Origin of the sequence: Aminobacter sp. MET-1 (assembly GCF_026521175.1) — a bacterium.
Classification (GTDB): domain Bacteria; phylum Pseudomonadota; class Alphaproteobacteria; order Rhizobiales; family Rhizobiaceae; genus Aminobacter.
Window position 1 is genome coordinate 296148 of the sequence record NZ_JAMSHL010000006.1, and the last position, 19408, is coordinate 315555.

Consider the following 19408-nt stretch of genomic DNA (forward strand, 5'->3'; position numbering starts at 1 on the left):
CGATGAAGCTGCCAAAGGCCCTTAGCAACACGTCCCTGGTGGTCGGCGCGGCCATCACCGTGACGATCATCCTGCTTGCGATCTTCGCCCCTGCTGTCGCCACCCATGGCGTCGAGCAGATGGACATGCGCAACCGCTTTGCCGGACCGTCAATCCAGCACCTGCTGGGAACCGACAATTTCGGCCGCGACCTCTGGTCTCGCCTGGTCTGGGGCGCCCGCGTCTCGCTGACCATCGCCATCATCGCCGTAACATGCTCTGCCATCCTCGGCACGATCGTCGGGCTTGTGGCCGGTTATTTCGGCGGCTGGGTCGACCTTGTGCTGATGCGCATCACAGACATCTTCCTCGGCGTCCCGGCGATCGTGCTGGCGCTCGCCATCGTCGCAATTCTCGGGCCGGGCGTCGTCAACGTCGCGCTCGCGCTGATCGTGGTTGCGTGGACCGAATATGCACGCGTCGTTCGCGCCACCACGCTTGTCCTGCGCGAGCAGAATTATGTTCAGGCGGCGCGCGCACTCGGCGCACGGCCAAGCCGCATCCTGTTCAAGGAAATCCTTCCAAACGCGTTTGGCCCCATCATCGTGCTGGCATCGCTGGGGCTCGGAACCGCGATCATCGCCGAATCCGCGCTCAGCTTCCTCGGCTTCGGCCTCCCGCCCCCCACACCGACCTGGGGCTGGACGCTTGCCTACGGCACCAAGTTCATCCGCGACGAGCCATGGCTCTCTATCATTTCGGGCGCGACCATCATGGTCACCGTGCTCGGCTTCAACCTCCTCGGCGATGGTCTCAGGGATGTCCTTGATCCTCGCCAACTCTCCCGCGGCGGCAAATCCTGAAGTCCCGACCGCAGCAAAAACCAAGGAAAGTGCTTATGGCTAACAAGATCAACACCGTGGTGCACAAGTTCACCACCCACGCCGACGGCTCCGACGCAGCGCTCTACATGCAGGAGCTGGTCGGCGAGCAGGACGGCCCCACCGTCGGCCTGTCGGCGTCCATTCACGGCAACGAAAACGCCGGCTCGCAGGCAATACTGGAATTGTTCAGGATCCTCGTCGACACGCCGCTGAAGGGCAGGATCCTCATGTTGCCCGTTGCCAATGCCCGCGCCATGGCTCTCAACCGTCGCTTCACGCCGCTGGACGAGCTCAACCTCAACCGCGAATTTCCCGGCAACGCGCGCGGCACCTACACGCAGCAGCTGGCCAAGGCCATCAGCGAGCATTTCCTTGAGAAGATCGACCTTCACATCGACCTTCATTCCGGCACCGACCGGCCGACCGTCGACTACATCTACATTCTCAATGACGAGGCCCTGTCGCGCTCGTTCGGCTCCAAGGTCCTCTATCGCCCGACCGAGTCCAAGGAAGGCACGTCCTTCGACGGCACGACCAAGGCCGTGACCATCGACCAGCGCGGCATTTCTTCTGTCGTCGTCGAGCTCGGCGGCGGCATCGTCGACCAGACCCCGTATGTGAAGCGCACCGTCGACGGCGTGCTGAACATGCTGCGCCACAAGGGTGTCATCCCGGGCGACGTCAGGCCTGCGCCCAAGCAGATTGTCGTCAACGAGATCGCCGGCATCCGCCCCACCCAGGCGGGATGGCTCGAGCCCCTGTCGCCGGCACTCGGCGAAACGATCAAGAAGGGCGAGCTGCTCGGCCGCGTCGTCAGCCCCTACACGTTCCAGACGCTGGAAGAGATCCCGTCGCCTTACGACAACGGCGTCATGATCCTCTCGCACCTGTCGCGCAATCTGGTCGAGTCCGGCGATTACGGCTTCATGGTCGGCAATCTGGAAGGCGCGACCGACTGACCGGCGAAGACCTCGAAAGCGGGGAGCGCCATCGGGCCCTCCCCGCTTCACCAGCAAGGAACGGAGCAAGATGAGCCACACGTCCGCCATCAGTCCCCAGCCAGCAGCCACGGTGCCGGCGCGCCCGGTGCTTACCGTGCGCGACCTCGAGATCAGCATTCGAACCAGCCAAGGCTCGTTTGCTGTTGTCTCCGACATGGCGCTGTCGGTCGCGCCGGGTGAGACGGTCTGCATCGTGGGAGAGTCCGGCTGCGGCAAGTCGATGACGGCGCTGTCATTGCTGCGTCTGCTTCCGGAAGCGGCACGCGTGACCGGCGGCAGCATCGTGATCGACGGGGCGGACCTGCTCGCGCTCGATCGACGAACCGTCGAGGACTATCGCGGCGAAAAGATCGCGATGATTTTCCAGGAGCCGTTGACGGCGCTCAATCCTGTGCTGACTGTCGGCGAGCAGATTGCCGAAGCGGTTCGCCAGCACCGCAATCTCGGACGGCGCGCGGCTTTCGAGCGCGCCATCGAAGCGCTCCGCCTCGTGCAGATGCCCGATCCGGAACGCCGTGCCCGTCAGTATCCGCACGAATTGTCCGGCGGCATGCGCCAGCGCGCCATGATTGCACTTGCGCTGGTCTGCGAGCCACGCATTCTCGTGGCTGACGAGCCGACCACGGCCCTCGACGTGACCATCCAGGCCCAGATCCTGGGGCTCATCTCGGACCTTCAGAAGCGGCTGGGCACGGCTCTGGTGATGATCACCCATGATCTCGGCGTCGTTGCCGAAGTCGCCGATCGCGTCGTCGTCATGTATGCCGGCCGCCGGATCGAGGAGGCGTCGGCCACCGACCTCTTCGACAACCCCATGCATCCCTACACGCTCGGCCTACTTGGCGCCATTCCGCGGTCGCACGCCGGCGCTGCCGTCGGCGATCGCCTTGTCGACATAACAGGCACCGTGCCGCCGCTCTGGGATCTGCCTTCCGGCTGCGCCTTCTCTCCACGATGCCCCAAGGCCACAGAGCGCTGTCATAAGCAGCGGCCGGAATTCGAAGAAAAGCAGCCAGGCCACTTTGCCGCCTGCTGGGAGGTCGCTCATGCCAATGGCTGAAACATCCGCACCGCTGCTGGCAGTCAGTGATCTGAAGGTGCATTTCCCCATCCGTGGCGGTGTGTTCAGCCGCGTCGTCGGCGCTGTCCGCGCGGTCGATGGCGTCAGTTTTTCACTTCGCCGTGGCGAGACGCTGAGCCTTGTCGGCGAGTCAGGCTGCGGCAAGTCCACCACCGGCCTTGCCTTGATGGGGCTGCAAAAGTCAACCGGCGGCAAGGTCGAATTCGATGGCCAGACGGTCAGCGATTTCCGCGGCGCGGCGCTGAAATCCTACCGCAAGCGGGTACAGATCATCTTCCAGGACCCGTTCTCGTCGCTCAATCCACGCCATCGCGTGCGCGACATCATCCGCGCACCGCTCGACATCCACCAGGTCGGAACGCCATCGGAGCGTGCAGCCCGGGTTGTCGAACTCATGGAACGGGTTGGCCTGCGTCCCGATCAGGCCGGCAACTTCGCGCATCAGTTCTCCGGTGGTCAGCGCCAGCGCATCGGCATCGCCCGTGCACTTGCTCTCAACCCCGACGTCATCGTCTGTGACGAGCCGGTTTCGGCGCTCGACGTGTCGGTCCAGGCGCAGATCCTCAACCTGTTGTCCGATCTGCAACGCGACCTCGGCATCTCCTTCCTGTTCATCTCCCACGATCTCGGCGTCGTCGAATACCTCTCCCATCGCGTCGCGGTGATGTATCTCGGCAAGATCGTCGAGATCGCCGACAAGGCCGCGATCTTTGCCAATCCGACGCACCCCTACACCGAGCTTCTCATTCGCTCGGCACCGTCGCTCGACCCGCGCAAGCGCCATCAGTTCAAGGCGTCGAACGACGACATTCCCAGTGCCACCAACAAACCTTCCGGCTGCGCCTTCCATACGCGCTGCCCGCTGGCATCGGAGGTTTGCCGCACGACCGAACCACAGCTCGGCATGCGCGATGACGGTCGCATGCTGGCTTGCCACCACCGCTGATCCAAACTGCCGGAACGATATCCATGACCCAGACCTATCTCTTCACCGGCGGCAAGGTTCTCGACGCCGTCGACGGCAAACTTCTCGACGGACTTGCGGTGCTGGTGGGCGGCGGCAATATCCTTGAGGTCGCGCCCTCAATCGCCGCCCCTTCCGACGCGCAGGAGATAGAACTCGGCGGCCGCACGCTGATGCCGGGAATGATCGACTGCCACATGCATGTCGTGGCGGAATCTCTTGATCTCTGGTCAAACGCCATCGCGCCGTCATCGCTCGCGGCATTGCGTTCGGCACGGGTGATGACCGAAACACTCATGCGCGGGTTCACCACGATCCGCGATCTCGGCGGCGCCGATCACGGACTGGTGCGCGCCGTGGAAGAAGGATTGATCGACGGGCCGCGGCTTGTCATCTGCGGCAAGGGGCTGTCGACGACAGGCGGCCATTGCGACCTGCGCCAACGCACCGACGACCGTCCCGGCATCATGTCCGACCGCCTGGGCTCGATGGGCATCATCGTCGACGGCGTGGACGATGTGCGCCGCGTCTCAAGGGAGATGATCAAGAGCGGCGCCCGCTTCATCAAGGTTATGGCCAATGGCGGGGTTTCCTCACCCAACGACCCGATCCACTCGCTGCAGTTCTCGCGTGCCGAACTGGAGGCAATCGTCGAAGAAGCCGACAATGCCGGGCTCTACGTATCGGCCCATGTCTACACCGACGCCGCCATCCGCCGCGTCGTCGAGCTCGGCGTCCATTCGCTCGAGCACTGCAACCTGATCACCGCGGATACCGCCCGACTGGCTGCCGAAAAAGGCTGCATCGCCGTGCCCACGCTGGTTGCCTATGACGCGCTCGCCCTCGATGGCGAAGAGTTGGGCCTGGGTGCCGACGAATTCGCCAAGATCGAGATCGTGCGCCAAGGCGGGCTGCGTTCGCTCGAAATCATGCGCGATGCAGGACTGCCGATGGCCTTCGGTTCCGACCTGCTCGGCCAGTTGCGCAAGTATCACTGCATGGAGTTCGAGCTTCTCGCCAAGGTTCTCTCGCCTGCGGAGATCATCCGTTCGGCGACCGTCGTCGGTGCGGAATTGTGCCGCCTGACCGGCAAGGCCGGCGTGATCGCTCCAGGCTCTTATGCCGACCTGCTTGTCATCGATGGCGACCCGCTGGCCGATATCGGGCTGCTCCAGGGCGACGGCGCGCATATGAGCGCCATCATGGCCAACGGACGCCTGGTCAAGAACCGGCTCTGATCGAGCTGCCACCGCTGCGAGCCCGCAGGGCTTCGGATTTGTGAGGAATGTGATGCTGTTGGGACATGAACTTGCCGCGATTACCGCCGGGGTCGACCGGCTGTACAGGACAACGCCGCGCGGCGACGGTTTCCTGAACAAGGAAGGCCTCATTCCTGTCGCCGTGGCAAACGTCGAGCCCTTGTCGTTGCGCAGCTACGCAGAGGCTGCCCAGGCACTCCATGACCTCGCCCTTCGCCTGCCCGGTGAAGCTGAAAGCGAACTGCGCCGGGCCTACCTCGCGGAGATGATCGACTCGCTGTTGGCGCTGGTGACCACCTTTGAGGAGAAGGAGATTTCCTTCGCCGAACGCCTGCGGCGCCAGCTTCGCGTCGACACGCAGATGGTGCCGCAGTCGGTGCTCGACGGCTACGTTCGAACGATCCGGGAAAAGCTGGACGAACTTGGTTACGTCGGCTCGTCGCTGGCGGAAGATCTGGGGCGCTGGGAAGAAGACAACAGGGTTTCTCCCGACGGCGTCCTGCAGGTCTTGCGCGGCTATGGCGAAGAGGCGCGCAGCCGAACCAGCGCCCTGATGTATGACATGCAGCAGGAATGGCTCGAACCGGTCGCGGTCCAATCAGTCCCGTTCTCGGCCTATTGCGACTACCCGGCGCGTCGGCTGCTGCTCAACCTGGACTTTCCATACACGCGATACGCCCTCAAGCATCTGGCCTGCCACGAAGCCTTCCCCGGACACCTCGTCCATCTTGCCCTGCGCCAGCGATACGTCGCCGAAGGGCGGATGCCGCTCGACGGCGCCCAGGTGGTGACCAGTTCGGCCAGCAGCGCCCTGTTCGAGGGCATTGCCGACAATGGCCTGTTTTTCCTCGACTGGGTCGACACGCCTGATGACGAGCTGGCCGTAACGCTGCAACGACTGCGAAGCGCCCTGCGCTGCAATGCTGCCTGGATGCTGCACCACATGAACAAGACGCTCGACGAGATCGTGCCTGTCATTGCGGAGGCCGGGTTCCAGACCGAGGCCACCGTCCGAGGGCGGCTCTCCTTCCTCAACCACGGCCTGCGGGCGCCGTTCGTCTACGCCTATTGGTGCGGCGAAACCGCAGTGTATGACGTCTGGAAGCCAGTTGAGCGCGAGCGCCGTCCCGAATTCTGGCACTACCTCTACGCCAACATGCACACGCCGGAAACGCTACGCACGTTCTGGAAGAGCTGAACGGCAGGCAGCCAGCTCTGCCTACCGGCTAGCCAAAAGAACCTTGCGCTAAGCCAGACCGAGCCGACTTTTCCGCCTGGCTGCCCAGGCCGTGATTAGCTGGTCTGCGGTGAGTCCCATGAAGGCCACGCAGAGGCCGAGCACAAGGCCCTTGCCGGCATCATTGAAGGTCAGCGCCCGGAAAATTTCCTGGCCGATGTCCTTGGTGCCGATGAAGGCCGCGATGATGACCATGAACAGAGCGAACATGATCGTCTGGTTGATGCCGAGCATGATCTCCGGGAAGGCGAGCGGCATGCGGATGTTCCACAGCAGTTGGCGCCGGGTGCAGCCCGACGTGATGCCGGCTTCGACGATCTCCTCGGGCACGTTGCGCAGGCCGAAGATGGTGTAACGCACAATCGGGATCATCGCGTAGATGATGATCGCCGAGATCGCGGCGACGTCGCCGACCTTGAACAGCATGATCACAGGGATCAGGTAGATGAAGGACGGGAAGGTCTGGAAGGTGTCGCACAAAAGCTTGGCAATGCCGGTGCGGCGCTCGCTGTGCGACGCCCAGATGCCGATCGGCAGGCCGATCAGGATGCAGATCAGCACGGCGACCGTCACCATGTAGGCTGTTATCAGCGACCGCTCCCAGTAGCCGGCGAAGGCGATGAACAGAACGAAGCCTGCGACGACGAGCGCCAGGCGCAGCCCCCCCAGCGACCAGCCGGTAGCCGCGACCAGGGCGACCATCGCCGTCCAGGGAATGCTCTGGAACAGGTCGCGCACGGGGATCAATACATAGAGCAGCATGGCGTTGCGCAGATATTGCAGCGGGTCGTAGAGCGTGACCGTGACCCAGTCGACCAGCGCGTCCCAGAAGGGTGCTGTGCTGAGAGCGAGGTTTGACGGCCAGGCCTGTGCATAGGGCGTCAGCTGCGCCAGCACGAGCGAACCGACAACGACCAGCGCCGTGGCGCTGAGAAATGGAAAGCGTTGCAGGAAGGTGGTGTCAGGCGCCACATGCGAGGGTTGTTTGTAGGCGGCCGCACGGCTCAGCTGGTCGAGCGTGATTGCCATCAGGACGATCGCCACGCCGCTTTCCAGCGCCTGCCCTATCTTCAATGCCTGCAGCCTGAACAGGAGATCGTGGCCAAGGCCGCGCGCACCGACGAAGGAGGCGATGACCACCATGGCAAGGCACTGCATGATGACCTGGTTGACGCCGACCAGCAGCGACTGGCGGGCTGACGGTATCTCGACCAGCCACAAGGTCTGGAAGCGGGTGCAGCCGGCCATCTTGCCCGCCTCACGCACCTCTTCGGCGACGCCTTTCAGCCCAAGGATGGTAAGCCGGGCCATAGGCGGGATTGCGAAGATGACGGTGGCGATCGCACCGGCCTTGTGGCCGACGCCGATGAACACGGCGATGGGGATCAGGTAGGAAAAATGCGGCAACGACTGCAGCACGTTGAGCAGCGGCACGATGAGCGCTTCGAACCACTGTTTCTTCACTGCGAGAATGCCGATGCCGAAACCGATGAGACCGGCTATGGGGGCCGCGACCAGCACCACCGACAAGGTGATCATCGACAGCTCCCACTTGCCGAAGATCGCCATATAAGCGACGCAGATCGCCGCCAGTGCGCCAAGCCGCCAGTCCCTGAGGTAGCAGCCCAACACGCCGGCCAAGCCTGAGATCATGACCCATGGCAAGGCCGCGACGCCGATCTTCGGAAAGCCCGAGACGAAGATGCCTTCGACGAAGGCCAGCGGCCAGGTGATCAGTTCGGCTACGCCGCGCGTCAGGTCCCTGAACGAGAACAGCCCAAAGATGGCGTCGTCGCGGAGATGCCCGATCAGCGTATTGGCCCAGTCGACAAAGGGGATCGTCCAGTCTTTGGGCACCTGCACAGCCCAACCAGGCAGCAGCGAGGCGACCAGCAGCAGCACGACGAAGGGCAGAACCACGAGCAGCGGCTTGGTTAGAGTGGCCAACGGCTTGCGCGGCTCGACCTCCACCGGTCGGGACAAAGCCGCCGCGCTCATGCGCACTGCTCCTTGCCGTAGAGAGCGTCGATCAGGCTGTCCCGGCTGAGCGAACCTACCAGCGCACCTTCATCGTCGATGACGTCGACCGGGCGCTCGGAGCACAGCACCTGGCGGGCGACGTCGGCCAGAAGCGCCTGGGCTTGAACTGCCGCCCCATCGGGCGTGCGGGACGACGCAGGTGCCATGACCGACCGCACCGACAACAGGCGGTCGTGGGGAACGTTGCGCGTGAATTCGGCGACGTAAGGCGTGGCCGGGCAGGTGACCAGCTCTTCCGCGGTGCCAAGCTGTTCGACGACACCATCCTTCATGATGGCGATGCGGTCGGCGACGCGGATCGCCTCGTCGAAATCATGGGTGATGAAGACGATGGTCTTGTTGAGCACCTTCTGCAGGCGCAGGAACTCGTCCTGCATCTCGCGGCGGATGAGCGGGTCGAGCGCCGAGAACGGCTCGTCGAGGAACCAGACGTCGGGGCCGACGGCAAGCGAGCGGGCGATGCCGACACGCTGCTGCTGGCCGCCGGATAGTTCGCGCGGATAGTAGCCCTCGCGACCCTTCAGCCCGACCAGCTCGATGACCTCGCGGGCGCGGGCCTCGCGCTTCTGCCGGTCGGTGCCGCGGACCTGCAGGGGAAAGGCGACATTGTCGAGCACGGTGCGATGCGGCAGCAGGGCGAAATGCTGGAAGACCATACCCATCTTGTGGCGCCTGAGGTCAATCAACTCACGCTCGGACGCGGCCAGGATGTCCTGGCCTTCGAACATGACTTCGCCTGAAGTTGGCTCGATCAGGCGGGCAAGGCAGCGCAGCAGCGTCGACTTACCGGAGCCCGAAAGGCCCATGACGACAAGAATCTCGCCAGGCATCACCTCGAATGAGACGTCGCGGACTGCAGGGATGTAACCTTCGCCGCGGATGGTTTCCACCGACGGCGTGCCAGCCTGGCGGCGCAGGAACCCGGCGGGGTCGGAGCCATAGAGCTTCCACAGGTTGCGGCATGCGATTTTCGCTTCGGACATGTCGGTGCTGCCTCTCGCCAGGGGCCGATGGGTATGCGCGGCAAGGTGGCGCCCGCATTTGCGCGGGCGTCACGACGCCATGACAGAACGGATGGATGCGGGATCAGCTGGCCGAACCCAGCCAGGCCTTCCAGCGTGCCTCGTTGTCGGCCAGCCATTTGTCGGCCGCCGCCTCGGGCTCCATGTTGTCGATGTCGGCGAGCTTCGCCTGCACGGCGATGTCCATGTTGGAGAAGTTGATCTTCTGCAGGATGGCGTAGGCCTTGGGCCACTTGGTCGGGAATTCCTTCCAGGCGGCGATCTTCAGGTAGCCGTCCTTCGGGTTGCCGCAATCGTAGCTCAGCTCCTTGTTGGAACCCCAGGACGGATCGTCCTTGCACTTGGGATCATAGGCCGGGAACTCGACGAACTTGCCGTCGTAGAGCGCTTCGACGAAGTTCGGCGTCCAGTTGAACAGGACGATCGGCTCCTTGCGCTTGACCGCCGAGTCGAGTTCAGCCCACAGCGCCGCCGACGACCCTGCATTGACGACCTCGAAGTTCATGCCGAGTGCCTCGACACGTTCGGCGTCATGCTTGAGCCAGTCGACGGGGCCACCGAGGAACCGGCCCTTGGGCGCGGTTTCGGCGGTCGCGAACTTGTCGGCACAGGCGTTCAGCGCCTCCCATGCTGGCAGGCCGGGGCACACTTCCTCGACATAGGTCGGGTACCACCATTCCTCGCGCGTCTTGGCGTCATGGGTGGCGGCATCGATGACGCAGCCTTCCTTGACGACCTTCTGGAACGCGACGCCGAAGGCGCCTTCCCAGACTTCGTGCACGAGGCTGACATCGCCTTCGCAGAGCGCGGTGTAGACGACCTGGCTGTCGGCGGAGACGTATTCGACCTTGGCGCCACCCTTCTCGAGCAGCTTGCCGACGATATGGGCACCGACGATCTGGCTCGACCAGTTGTGGGTCGGGATCTTGATGACGTCGGTGGAATCCTGGGCGAATGCTGTGCCTGCCGCAAAAGCCATCATCGTGGCCATAGTTGCGGACTTGGTGAAATTCGTCATTGAACCTCCCGTTCCTGTGTGTTGCGATTGTTCCCATGGAAGGCGGGGTGCTGGCCTCTTCGTGCCGGGTCGTTTCCGCTCCATTCCCGCAAGATAGCGGCGAGAAGTGAACCGGTGTCGCCCGGGGTGTAAAAGTCGTGAGCCGACTTGTGAAATAATGTTAATAAAGAGCCGGGTCAGGTCATGCGACGAAGCCCCCGGACCATTTTTCCAGCCGAGGGCTAGGACCAGCGCGGAAGCGCCATCATCTTCGCATTTTTATATTCGAGATTGCCGGACAGTCCTTGGCTTGCAACCGCACGCTTCGATACAAGAAGCTGGTCTCGGCCATCTACAGGCATGTCTTCTTGGTGATCGCTCTATGAACCCCAACATTCTCGTTGTTGATGACGACCCGGACATCCGCAACGTGATCGGCATTGCGCTGGAAAGAGCGGGCATGCACGTCCAGCAGGCCGCCAATGGGCGCCTGGCCCTGGAGCAGTTACAACGACACCACGCCGACCTGGTGGTGCTCGATATTGGAATGCCTGTCATGGGAGGCATCGAATGCTGCAAGGCCATCCGCGCAAACTCACATGTTCCAATCGTCTTCCTGACAGCGCATGACGACGAAGTCGACCGGATCGTCGGATTCGAGCTTGGGGCGGACGACTATGTCAGCAAGCCGTTTTCGCCGCGAGAATTGCTGCTGCGGATCAAGGCCATACTGGCAAGAGGCAAGCAGGCAGGCGGCATCGTGAGGCACGGCGACCTAAGCCTCGATAGCGGACGCCACATCTGCTCTCTTGCCGGCAAGGATCTGCCGCTGACGGCAACGGAGTTTTCGGTTCTGGAAATCCTGTCGGCGCAACCCGGGATCGTCGTCGGCCGTGGAACCATGATCGACAAGGCCTATGGCGGGAACAACACCTTGTCAGGACGCACGGTGGACAGCCATGTGCGCAACATCCGCGCCAAGGCCGAGCTCCTTGGTTATTCCGATGTGATCGAGACCGTAAGAGGCGTGGGCCTGCGGCTTGGCAATTGCGTTGCCGGGCCCGGCGCAGCGTGAGCAGGATAGCACGCAAATGGCGGCCATCCATGCCACAGGTCGTGTCGATCGTCTGTGCAAGCCTGCTTGCGGTGCCGATCGCGACGACGCTGGCGTTGCAGATCGGAACAAACCGGCTGGTCAATGAGACGGAGGCGTCGCTCATCAAGCAAGCGGCCATCTATGCCGGCGCCTATGTCGTCGCTTTCGAGGCCGCTTCGCCTGAAGGCGAAGCGCTCATACCAGGATACTATCTGCCGCCGCCCAAGCGCATATTCTGGAGCGCCAGGTCACGAACCTTTCAACCGCTCCTGAACCTTCGTCAGGATGTGGTCGAGCCTGTCCGTCCAGATGCCGTGCCCACCACGGAGCAACTCGACCCGCGATATCTCAGGATTGCGCAGGAGCTGGGTGCCTTGGCCGACAACGCCAGCCGGACGACGCTTTCGACGGTCGTTTTCCTGGACCATCAAGGCATTGACATGCTCGCGCCCGCGCCTGCGAGCTTTGCCACGGTGCCGGAAGTTCGACAGGCGCTGCAAGGCGATGTCGGCGCTGCCCTGCGCTGGCGGAGCGACGCGGGCTCGCGGTTTCGCCTGGCTGTGCTTGGCGGCGGGACAGGCTTCAGGGTGATGGTTGCCTATCCCGTCATCAGCCACAACAGGGTCATCGGCGCGGTCTATTTGTCCAGGACCGCTCCCAGGTTGTCGGAGTATTTCGCCGGAGAGCGCATCGCCTTGATTGTCCTGGCGGCCGTGACGCTGTTGAGCGCCGCTGTCGTCGGAACGTTGCTGGTGCGGACGATGCTCCGGCCGATCCGCGCCCTGCGCGACCAGTCAAGAATGGTCGCCGATGGCGGCCATTCCGAGCTTGCTCCGCTCGGCCACTACGGCATGCGGGAGATTGCCGAACTTGGCGAGGCTGTCATCACCATGGCTGGCACGCTGTCGCGGCGCAGCAAAGAAATCGGCATCTACACCAACCACGTCACCCACGAGCTGAAATCACCGGTGACCTCGATCATGGGTGCTGCCGAGTTGCTCGAGGACGGCCACCTGTCCGATGAAGCACAACAAAGCCTCGTAAGCAGCATCAAGACCCAGGGGCAGCGGATGGATCTGCTGCTCCACCAGCTCCGCGACATGACGAGGACTCGCGAAAGCGCGCGCGGCGAGCCCGGCCGGGCGAAGGACATGTTGCCAGAGATTGCCGGGCTCGACATCAACCTGGCTCCCCCGGATGCCATCCTGCCGCTGTCGGTTGCGCATGGACAGACAATACTGGCGCACATGGCGGGGAATGCCCGCCATCATGGGGCGACCAGGCTCGAGCTGAATTGGGATGGCCGGGCACTTCGACTTTCAGACAATGGCGAGGGATTTGCCGACATCGATCTTGGCCGGTTGACTGAACCGTTCTTCACCACGCGCCGGGAAGACGGCGGGACGGGCCTTGGCCTGGCCATCGTGGTGGCCATCCTGGACCTTTATGGCGCGCGGCTGACGCCGGTTTCTGCTCCGGGCGGTGCCGTTTTCGAGATCGCGTTCGGCTAGCTCCCGTCGGAGGCTCTGCACAGTATCTGCACGCGGGTTGCACCACTTGGACGGCGAAAGCGCCTCATCCACAAACTAGACATTTGAGGGCAAGCGGGCCTTCAGGCCCCGATCCACTCAAGGGTAGACCTATGAAGTTGAAACGTCTTCTTGGCGCTGTCGTAACGCTTGGCGCCGCGATTGCCACCACATCCTCGATGGCCTGGGACAATCCCGCCAATCGATACGAGAACGCCTACAAGCAATACACTGATGCGGCATGTCCGCTGCCGGCGGACAAGATCGAGCATTTCGTCTACTTCAGCCGGGATCGCGAGGCGATCCGCGACCATGCCTTCCTGAGCAACAATCGCTTCACTGGTGCGCAGATCATGTATGTGTGGCGCCAGCTTGAGCCGACTGAGGGACAATACGATTTCTCGCTGATCCAGTCCGACATCGACTACCTCACCAAACACGGCAAGCGGCTTTTCATCCAGCTGCAGGATGCGTCGTTCTCTCCCGAGTACAAGCCGGTGCCCGACTATCTGGTGAAGGACGAATATGGCGGCGGCGTCACCGCGCAACGTAGCGACGATGGAGCCGTCGAAGGCTGGGTTGCCAAGCGCTGGAACGCCAAGGTCCAGGCGCGTTTCGCGGCATTGCTTGCAGCGCTCGGCAAGCAGTTCGACGGTGTTGTCGAGGGCATCAACCTCCAGGAAACGGCAATCGGCGTTACACCGGAGACGGATTCGTCCTTTACCCCGGACAAATATGTGGCAGCGCTCAAAACCAACATGCAAGCCATGAAAGCCGCCTTCCCAACGTCGACGACCATGCTCTACGCGAACTTCATGCCCGGCGAATGGCTACCGTGGGAGGACAAGGGATATCTGCGCGGGATCTACGAGTTTGGCGACAAGATCGGCGTCGGCATGGGGGCTCCTGATCTCATGTACAAGAAGAAGGGCCAACTCAACCATGCTTTGGCGATGATGCATGAAGGCAAGTTCACCGTGCCGCTCGGCATTGCCGTGCAGGACGGCAACTATGTCGGCGAAACAGGCTCGACCAACATCGTGGCAAAGCGCTTGAACCTGGTGCCAAGCCTCCATGCCTTTGCGCAGGATTTCCTCAAGGTCGGCTATATGTTCTGGGTCAACCAGGAGCCCTACTTCGAAGAGGACGTCCTGCCCTGCTTCTCGGCAAAGAAGGGCTGACGTGACAAATCACAGGCCGTGATGGCAGAAGCCGGCGACGCTATGACAAGTGCGGCGCTGGCTCCTTCCGCCGTTGCCCGCGTGGCCCGACTTGTGAAATGATGTCAACAAAAGTCGGGAGGATAAGATGGCATGCGGGTTCAGCATCACATCGTGATCGTCGAAGACGACCCGGTCACGCGGGCGAAGCTTGCCGGCTACTTCCTGGCCGAAGGCTACAAGGTCAGCGAGGCGGGCGACGGCGAGCAGATGCGCGCCATCATGGGCAGGCACCCGGCCGACCTTTTGATGATCGACATCAACCTGCCCGGCGAGGACGGTCTCAAGCTCACCCGCGAACAGCGCGAACGCTCCGATGTCGGCATCATCCTGGTCACCGGAAGAACAGATACCGTCGACCGCATCGTCGGGCTGGAGATCGGGGCTGACGATTACGTCACCAAGCCGGTCGAGCACCGTGAATTGCTGGCCCGGGTGAAGGGGCTGCTGCGCCGCGTCGGCAAGGGACGGCTGCCGCCGATGGCATCAGGCACGCGCCATTTCTACGGCTGGACGCTGGAGGTGGCGCGCCGCACACTGCAGGCATCCGACGGCACCTTCGTCGAACTGACAGGTGCCGAGTTCAAGCTCCTGGCGGTGCTGACGGCCAATCCGGGGCAAGTTCTGTCGCGCGAGCGCCTGCTGCACGAGATTTCCAGGCGCGAATGGGATGCGAGCGACCGCACCGTCGACGTGCTCGTCAGGCGTCTGCGGCAGAAGCTCAAGGACAATCCGCGCACGCCGCGCATCATCGTCACGTCCCATGGCGAGGGCTACTTCTTCGCCCCGGACGCCGCTCAGCACGCCCTGGGAATGAACTGATCCCAGGTCCTCAGGCCTGATGCGCCGGATCAGCAACAGTCTCCAGCATCGCTTCCCATTGCCGCGAGCCCTCGACAAAGGCGGCTTCGCAGGCTGCAACCATGCCGCCCAGATCGCCAACGGGCGATTGCGCGGCAGCGGCCTCCAGCCCTTCCGCCGCCTTCATGAGGCGCGGAAAGCCGAGTGAACCGGCGGTGCTGCGCGTGGCATGAGCAAGATCGCGCAAAGCTTCGCGATGGCCTAAGGCAAGCGCATCATGCATCGACTGGAAACGGCGCGGCAGGCTGTCATGGGCAATGCGGTGAAGCCGCCATACGGCCTCCGAACCAAGCGCCTTCACGTCGGCCTTGCAGGCAGCGACATCGATGGCGGCCACATCGGGACCCGCGGGCGGAACCGTGCGACCGGCCAGAGACGCCACCGCATCGAGCAGATGTTCATGCACGATGGGCTTGGCAACAAAAGCATCGACACCGGCGTCCAGATAACGCTCGATGTCGGTCTTGAACACATGCGCTGACATGGCAATGACGGGCAATTCCGGCGACGACAGTTCGGTCCGGATGCGGCCCATGGTCTCGATGCCGTCGATGCCGGGAAGGCTGACATCCATGACCACGACATCCGGCCTGAACTCGCCGATCGCTTCGAGAGCGAGATAGCCCGAACTCACCGCCTTCACATGGTGACCGGCCCGCGACAGCAACGTCGTCGAAACCAGCCGCGTCGCATCGTCGTCCTCGACGACGAGGATGTTGCACGCCGACGGCAACGTCTTGCGGGCACGGCGATGCTTTTCCGCTGACAGGGTGGCGGCCTTGGCCTTGCGCAGAGGCATGTCGAGCGTGAACGTGCTGCCCGATCTGCGCTGCGAGGCGACCGCGAGCTCCGCCCCCATCAGACGGGCAAATTCGCGGCTGATAGCAAGCCCAAGCCCCGTCCCGCCGAAGCGCCTTGTGATCGAGGCGTCCATCTGGGTGAAGGGCTGGAAGACGTCTTCCTGTCGCTCGCGGGAAATGCCGATCCCCGTATCCGAGACGGCGAGGCGCACGGTCTGCGCTTCCTTGCGATTGGCCGCCACCTCGACCCCGACAAGGACGTGGCCACGCTCGGTGAACTTGATCGCGTTGCTCACCAGGTTGAACAGGATCTGACGTATCTTGCCGGCATCAGCCGTGAAGGCTGCGCCGAGCTTGGGATCGATTTCCAGCCTCAGCTCGAGGCCTTTTTCGATCGCCATCGGCCGCATGAAGGCGACCACCCCCGTGACAAGCTTCGACAGGTCGAAATCGACCTTCTCGATCTCGACATTGCCCGACTCGACCTTCGAGTAATCGAGAATGGCGTTCAAAATGCCGAGCAGTGCTTCGCCGGAGCTGGCCGCCACCGACAGATGCTCGCGCTGCTTGGGGCCGAGCTTGCCGTCGGCCAGCAGGCGCATCATGCCGAGCATGCCGGTCATCGGCGTGCGGATTTCATGGCTCATGGTGGCCAGGAAGGCCGACTTGGCGCTGCTCGCCTGCTCGGCGCGGGCTCTTGCCTCGCCATGGTCGACTGCTTCCTGGCGCAGGCGCTTGTTGGCCAGCCGGATCTGCTCGGTCTGTTCTTCGACCAGTTGTTGCAGCTCTTCGCGGTGGCGCCTGAGTTCGTCGGTAATTCGCTCGCGATCCTGCTCAAGCTCGAGGCGCCGTCGCGACTCGTCGCGGAACTGGTTGACGGCGACCGCCATGGTGCGCAGCTCATCGTCGCCCGTATCGGTGACCGTGACGTCGAGATCGCCCGCTGTCAGCCGCTGCATTGCGCGTGACAGCCCGCTGAGACGGCGGACGAGATTGCGCTCGACATAGAACCATACGATTGCACCCGAAGCCAGGATCGCGACGAGCAACGTGACAACGAGCACGACAACGCCGATACGGACCGCATTATCGGCGCGTTCGGCCGTCGTCCTGGCAAACTCGTCGGAACGGTCGAGAATGTTCCTGGCAACCTGGTTCTGCGTCACCGCAAGATCGCGGTTGGCCTGAGCCATGGCGTCGAGGCTGCCGGCGAGATCGACGACCCGCTGGCGACGACCGAAGATCGAGCCTGAAACGGGCACATCGCCCGCTGCCGCCTCGATTGCGCCAAACAGTTCTACGCCCTGCTTGCGCCGCACCGGGTCGTCGATGCTGAGGATGCGTCGCCGGATGACCTTTACATGGTCCTGGAAAATGCCGCTGATCTCATTGATTTCGGCCCTCGATTCAGCCCGGCTCAGCCGGTTGATTAAAAGGCTGACCTGGGCGCTACGGTGGCGCAATTCGTACATGCGCTCCATCAGGTAGATGTCGTGCTCGATCAGCCGGTCGAGGGCGGTGTAGGCATCCTCGCGGCGCGTCGGGTCGCCGATCAGCCCGTAGAGATTTGCCGTCACCGCCGATGCGCCGGCAGAAGCGTTGGAAATCAGCGTCTCCGACAAAAGCAAAATCGACTGCGCCGCAGCCGCGGCCGCCTCGGCGCCGTCGCGATAGGCCTTGTCTTCGTCGAGACGCTGGCGCACCAGCTCGTTGTTCTGCTTCAGGTTCGCCAGCATCTTCTCGACCGAACCGGCGAAGGTCTCGACAAGGTCAGGGTCGATAGCAAGCTGCCTGACCTCGGCGAGCGACTTGACGATCTCCTGTGACAGCGTCGCAAGCTTGGCCTGCTCGGCCAAAAGCTCGTCGCGCGAGCGCACCGCGGCAAGGGCGGGTGCTGTGGCGATCAGTTTGGCGCTGAGTTCGGCGGTGCGCTGGGTCGCCGCCACCGCCGGCAGCGCCTGGGCGTTCACCACGGCCTGCGCATCGGCAATGTTGCGCAGGATCAGCCAGCTGACGATGCCGGAGGTCAGGGACAGGCCAGTGATGCACAGGAAGGCGAGAAACAGCCTCCCGCCGATGCCGAACCTATGAAGCATGGCTCATATAACCATGGTTTGCGCTGCCTGCGGAAGGTGTCTAGCGTAAGGCGATGTACGCATCTCCTGGCTGCCAGCGTCTGAGCCTGTTCGCGACCGCCCTCCTGGCATGCGGTATTGCCCATTCTGCCGGAGCGGCGGAGACGAGCTGGACGCTCAATGCCTGGGAGCCGCCATTCGACTATTCGAGACAACCGGCAACCATCGACTACCAACCGGTCGCCAAGGCGGCAAAGCCATGGCGCATCTGCGCCTCCTACCCTCACCTCAAGGATTCCTACTGGGTCAGCGTCAACTATGGCATGGTCGAGCAGGCGCGTTCGTCGGGCGTCAAGCTGACCGTCGTCGAGGCCGGCGGCTATCCCAATCTCGATCGCCAGATCGAGCAGATCCGCAATTGCAGCGCCAATGCCGATGCACTCATCGTTGGCACAGTATCCTATGAAGGGCTGACGCCGACGATCAAGGAGATCGCCAAGCGCATCCCTGTCATCGCCGCGGTCAACGATATCGACGATACCGGGATTTCAGCGAAATCGGGCGTCTCCTGGGAGGAAATGGGGCAGTCCATCGGCGCCTATCTGGCCCGGCTGCATCCCGCCGGCTCCATGCCGGTCAGCGTCGCCTGGTTTCCTGGACCGAAGGGAGCGGGATGGGTCAAGTTCGTCGAAGCCGGCTTCCAGCGCGCGCTGAAGCAGAGCTCGGCAAACATCGCCGCCGTCAAATGGGGCGACACCGGCGTCGAGATCCAACTGTTGCTGATCGAGGAAGTGCTCGAGGCCCAGCCCGACATCGACTACATCGTCGGCAGCGCCCCAACGGCCGATGCCGCCGTCAGTATCTTGAGAGCCCAAGGCCGGGCGAACCACGTCCAGATCCTTGCCGACTATTTCACCCACGGCACGTTCCGCGAAATCAACCGGGGCAAGGTGGTTGCCGCACCGACGGACTCTCCGCCCCTGCAAGGCCGCATCGCCATCGACCAGGCCATCCGTGCGATCGAAGGCACTTTGCGTTATCGCCATGTCGGTCCGCCGGTCCAGGTGATCGACCGGACGAATGTGCAGTCGCTCGACCTGGAACGCAGCCTCGCCCCCGCATGGTTCAAGCCTACCTTCGACGTGCAGTAGCCGGTCACATTTTTTCACAACAAGCATGGCTAATTTCACGTATCTCGGCGGACTGGTTCACAGCCGGCCGCTAGCCTGATGCTGAGGATTTTGCGGAAGCTGCGAGGAGGCAGTGACGGCCATGACAGGTGACACCTACCCCGCCGTACGCTCGGGTCCACCGCAACCGAGCTTGATCCTTCAGCCAGGGCTGCTTTTGCCTGGCATGGAGC

15 protein-coding genes are annotated in these 19408 nt (G+C 63.1%); 11 read left to right on the forward strand and 4 right to left on the reverse strand.

Annotated features, from left to right (window positions below):
• Nucleotides 1-2 precede the first annotated feature (2 nt).
• The 6 genes from NDO48_RS11815 to NDO48_RS11840 all read left to right on the forward strand — a co-directional run bounded on the left by NDO48_RS11815 (nt 3) and on the right by NDO48_RS11840 (nt 6366).
• The gene (locus tag NDO48_RS11815) at nt 3-842 is read left to right on the forward strand and encodes an ABC transporter permease (RefSeq protein ID WP_267321499.1); all 840 of its coding nucleotides are present in this window, start codon (nt 3-5) and stop codon (nt 840-842) included.
• Nucleotides 843-877: 35 nt separating this feature from the next.
• Nucleotides 878-1822 carry a succinylglutamate desuccinylase/aspartoacylase family protein gene (locus NDO48_RS11820; protein ID WP_018426885.1) on the forward strand — a complete coding sequence of 315 codons (945 nt, stop codon included), beginning with the start codon at nt 878-880 and terminating at the stop codon, nt 1820-1822.
• A 70-nt stretch (nt 1823-1892) separates the two neighbouring features.
• Entirely contained in the window at nt 1893-2924 is a 1032-nt protein-coding gene (locus tag NDO48_RS11825; RefSeq protein WP_267321500.1) for an ABC transporter ATP-binding protein, read from the forward strand.
• On the forward strand, nt 2917-3891 hold the full coding sequence (locus NDO48_RS11830) for an ABC transporter ATP-binding protein (protein ID WP_267321501.1): 975 nt from the start codon (nt 2917-2919) through the stop codon (nt 3889-3891). Before NDO48_RS11825 ends, NDO48_RS11830 begins: the two co-directional genes overlap by 8 nt.
• Before the next feature lie 23 nt (nt 3892-3914).
• Nucleotides 3915-5147, forward strand: coding sequence for a metal-dependent hydrolase family protein (locus tag NDO48_RS11835; RefSeq protein ID WP_267321502.1), 1233 nt, complete (start codon nt 3915-3917; stop codon nt 5145-5147).
• A gap of 52 nt (nt 5148-5199) precedes the next feature.
• A complete protein-coding gene (locus tag NDO48_RS11840; RefSeq protein WP_267321503.1) occupies nt 5200-6366 on the forward strand; it encodes a hypothetical protein in 1167 nt (388 codons plus the stop codon).
• A gap of 48 nt (nt 6367-6414) precedes the next feature.
• Here NDO48_RS11840 and NDO48_RS11845 read toward each other — a convergent pair whose 3' ends face one another.
• The 3 genes from NDO48_RS11845 to NDO48_RS11855 all read right to left on the reverse strand — a co-directional run bounded on the left by NDO48_RS11845 (nt 6415) and on the right by NDO48_RS11855 (nt 10485).
• Nucleotides 6415-8403 (reverse strand): ABC transporter permease, encoded by a 1989-nt coding sequence (locus NDO48_RS11845; protein WP_267321504.1) that lies wholly within the window; start codon nt 8401-8403, stop codon nt 6415-6417.
• Nucleotides 8400-9428, reverse strand: coding sequence for a quaternary amine ABC transporter ATP-binding protein (locus tag NDO48_RS11850; protein ID WP_267321505.1), 1029 nt, complete (start codon nt 9426-9428; stop codon nt 8400-8402). The genes NDO48_RS11845 and NDO48_RS11850 overlap by 4 nt, the downstream gene beginning before the upstream one ends.
• 103 nt (nt 9429-9531) lie before the next feature.
• On the reverse strand, nt 9532-10485 hold the full coding sequence (locus NDO48_RS11855) for an ABC transporter substrate-binding protein (RefSeq protein ID WP_026226967.1): 954 nt from the start codon (nt 10483-10485) through the stop codon (nt 9532-9534).
• A 361-nt stretch (nt 10486-10846) separates the two neighbouring features.
• Here NDO48_RS11855 and NDO48_RS11860 point away from each other — a divergent pair, with 361 nt between their 5' ends.
• The 4 genes from NDO48_RS11860 to torR all read left to right on the forward strand — a co-directional run bounded on the left by NDO48_RS11860 (nt 10847) and on the right by torR (nt 15131).
• Nucleotides 10847-11539, forward strand: a complete 693-nt coding sequence (locus tag NDO48_RS11860) for a response regulator transcription factor (protein WP_018426877.1) — start codon at nt 10847-10849, stop codon at nt 11537-11539.
• Between the two features lie 29 nt (nt 11540-11568).
• Nucleotides 11569-13071 carry a histidine kinase dimerization/phospho-acceptor domain-containing protein gene (locus NDO48_RS11865; protein WP_267321506.1) on the forward strand — a complete coding sequence of 501 codons (1503 nt, stop codon included), beginning with the start codon at nt 11569-11571 and terminating at the stop codon, nt 13069-13071.
• A 131-nt stretch (nt 13072-13202) separates the two neighbouring features.
• Entirely contained in the window at nt 13203-14270 is a 1068-nt protein-coding gene (locus NDO48_RS11870) for a hypothetical protein (RefSeq protein ID WP_267321507.1), read from the forward strand.
• Nucleotides 14271-14402: 132 nt separating this feature from the next.
• Nucleotides 14403-15131: a two-component system response regulator TorR gene (gene torR, locus NDO48_RS11875; RefSeq protein WP_018426874.1), complete on the forward strand. Its 729-nt coding sequence runs from the start codon at nt 14403-14405 to the stop codon at nt 15129-15131.
• A gap of 10 nt (nt 15132-15141) precedes the next feature.
• Here the strand turns inward: torR and torS are convergent, their stop codons facing one another.
• The gene (torS, locus tag NDO48_RS11880; protein WP_267321508.1) at nt 15142-18066 is read right to left on the reverse strand and encodes a TMAO reductase system sensor histidine kinase/response regulator TorS; all 2925 of its coding nucleotides are present in this window, start codon (nt 18064-18066) and stop codon (nt 15142-15144) included.
• Between the two features lie 53 nt (nt 18067-18119).
• On the opposite strand from torS, the gene torT reads away from it, so the two are divergent.
• Nucleotides 18120-19196, forward strand: a complete 1077-nt coding sequence (gene torT / locus NDO48_RS11885; RefSeq protein WP_018426872.1) for a TMAO reductase system periplasmic protein TorT — start codon at nt 18120-18122, stop codon at nt 19194-19196.
• Nucleotides 19197-19408: the final 212 nt, after the last annotated feature.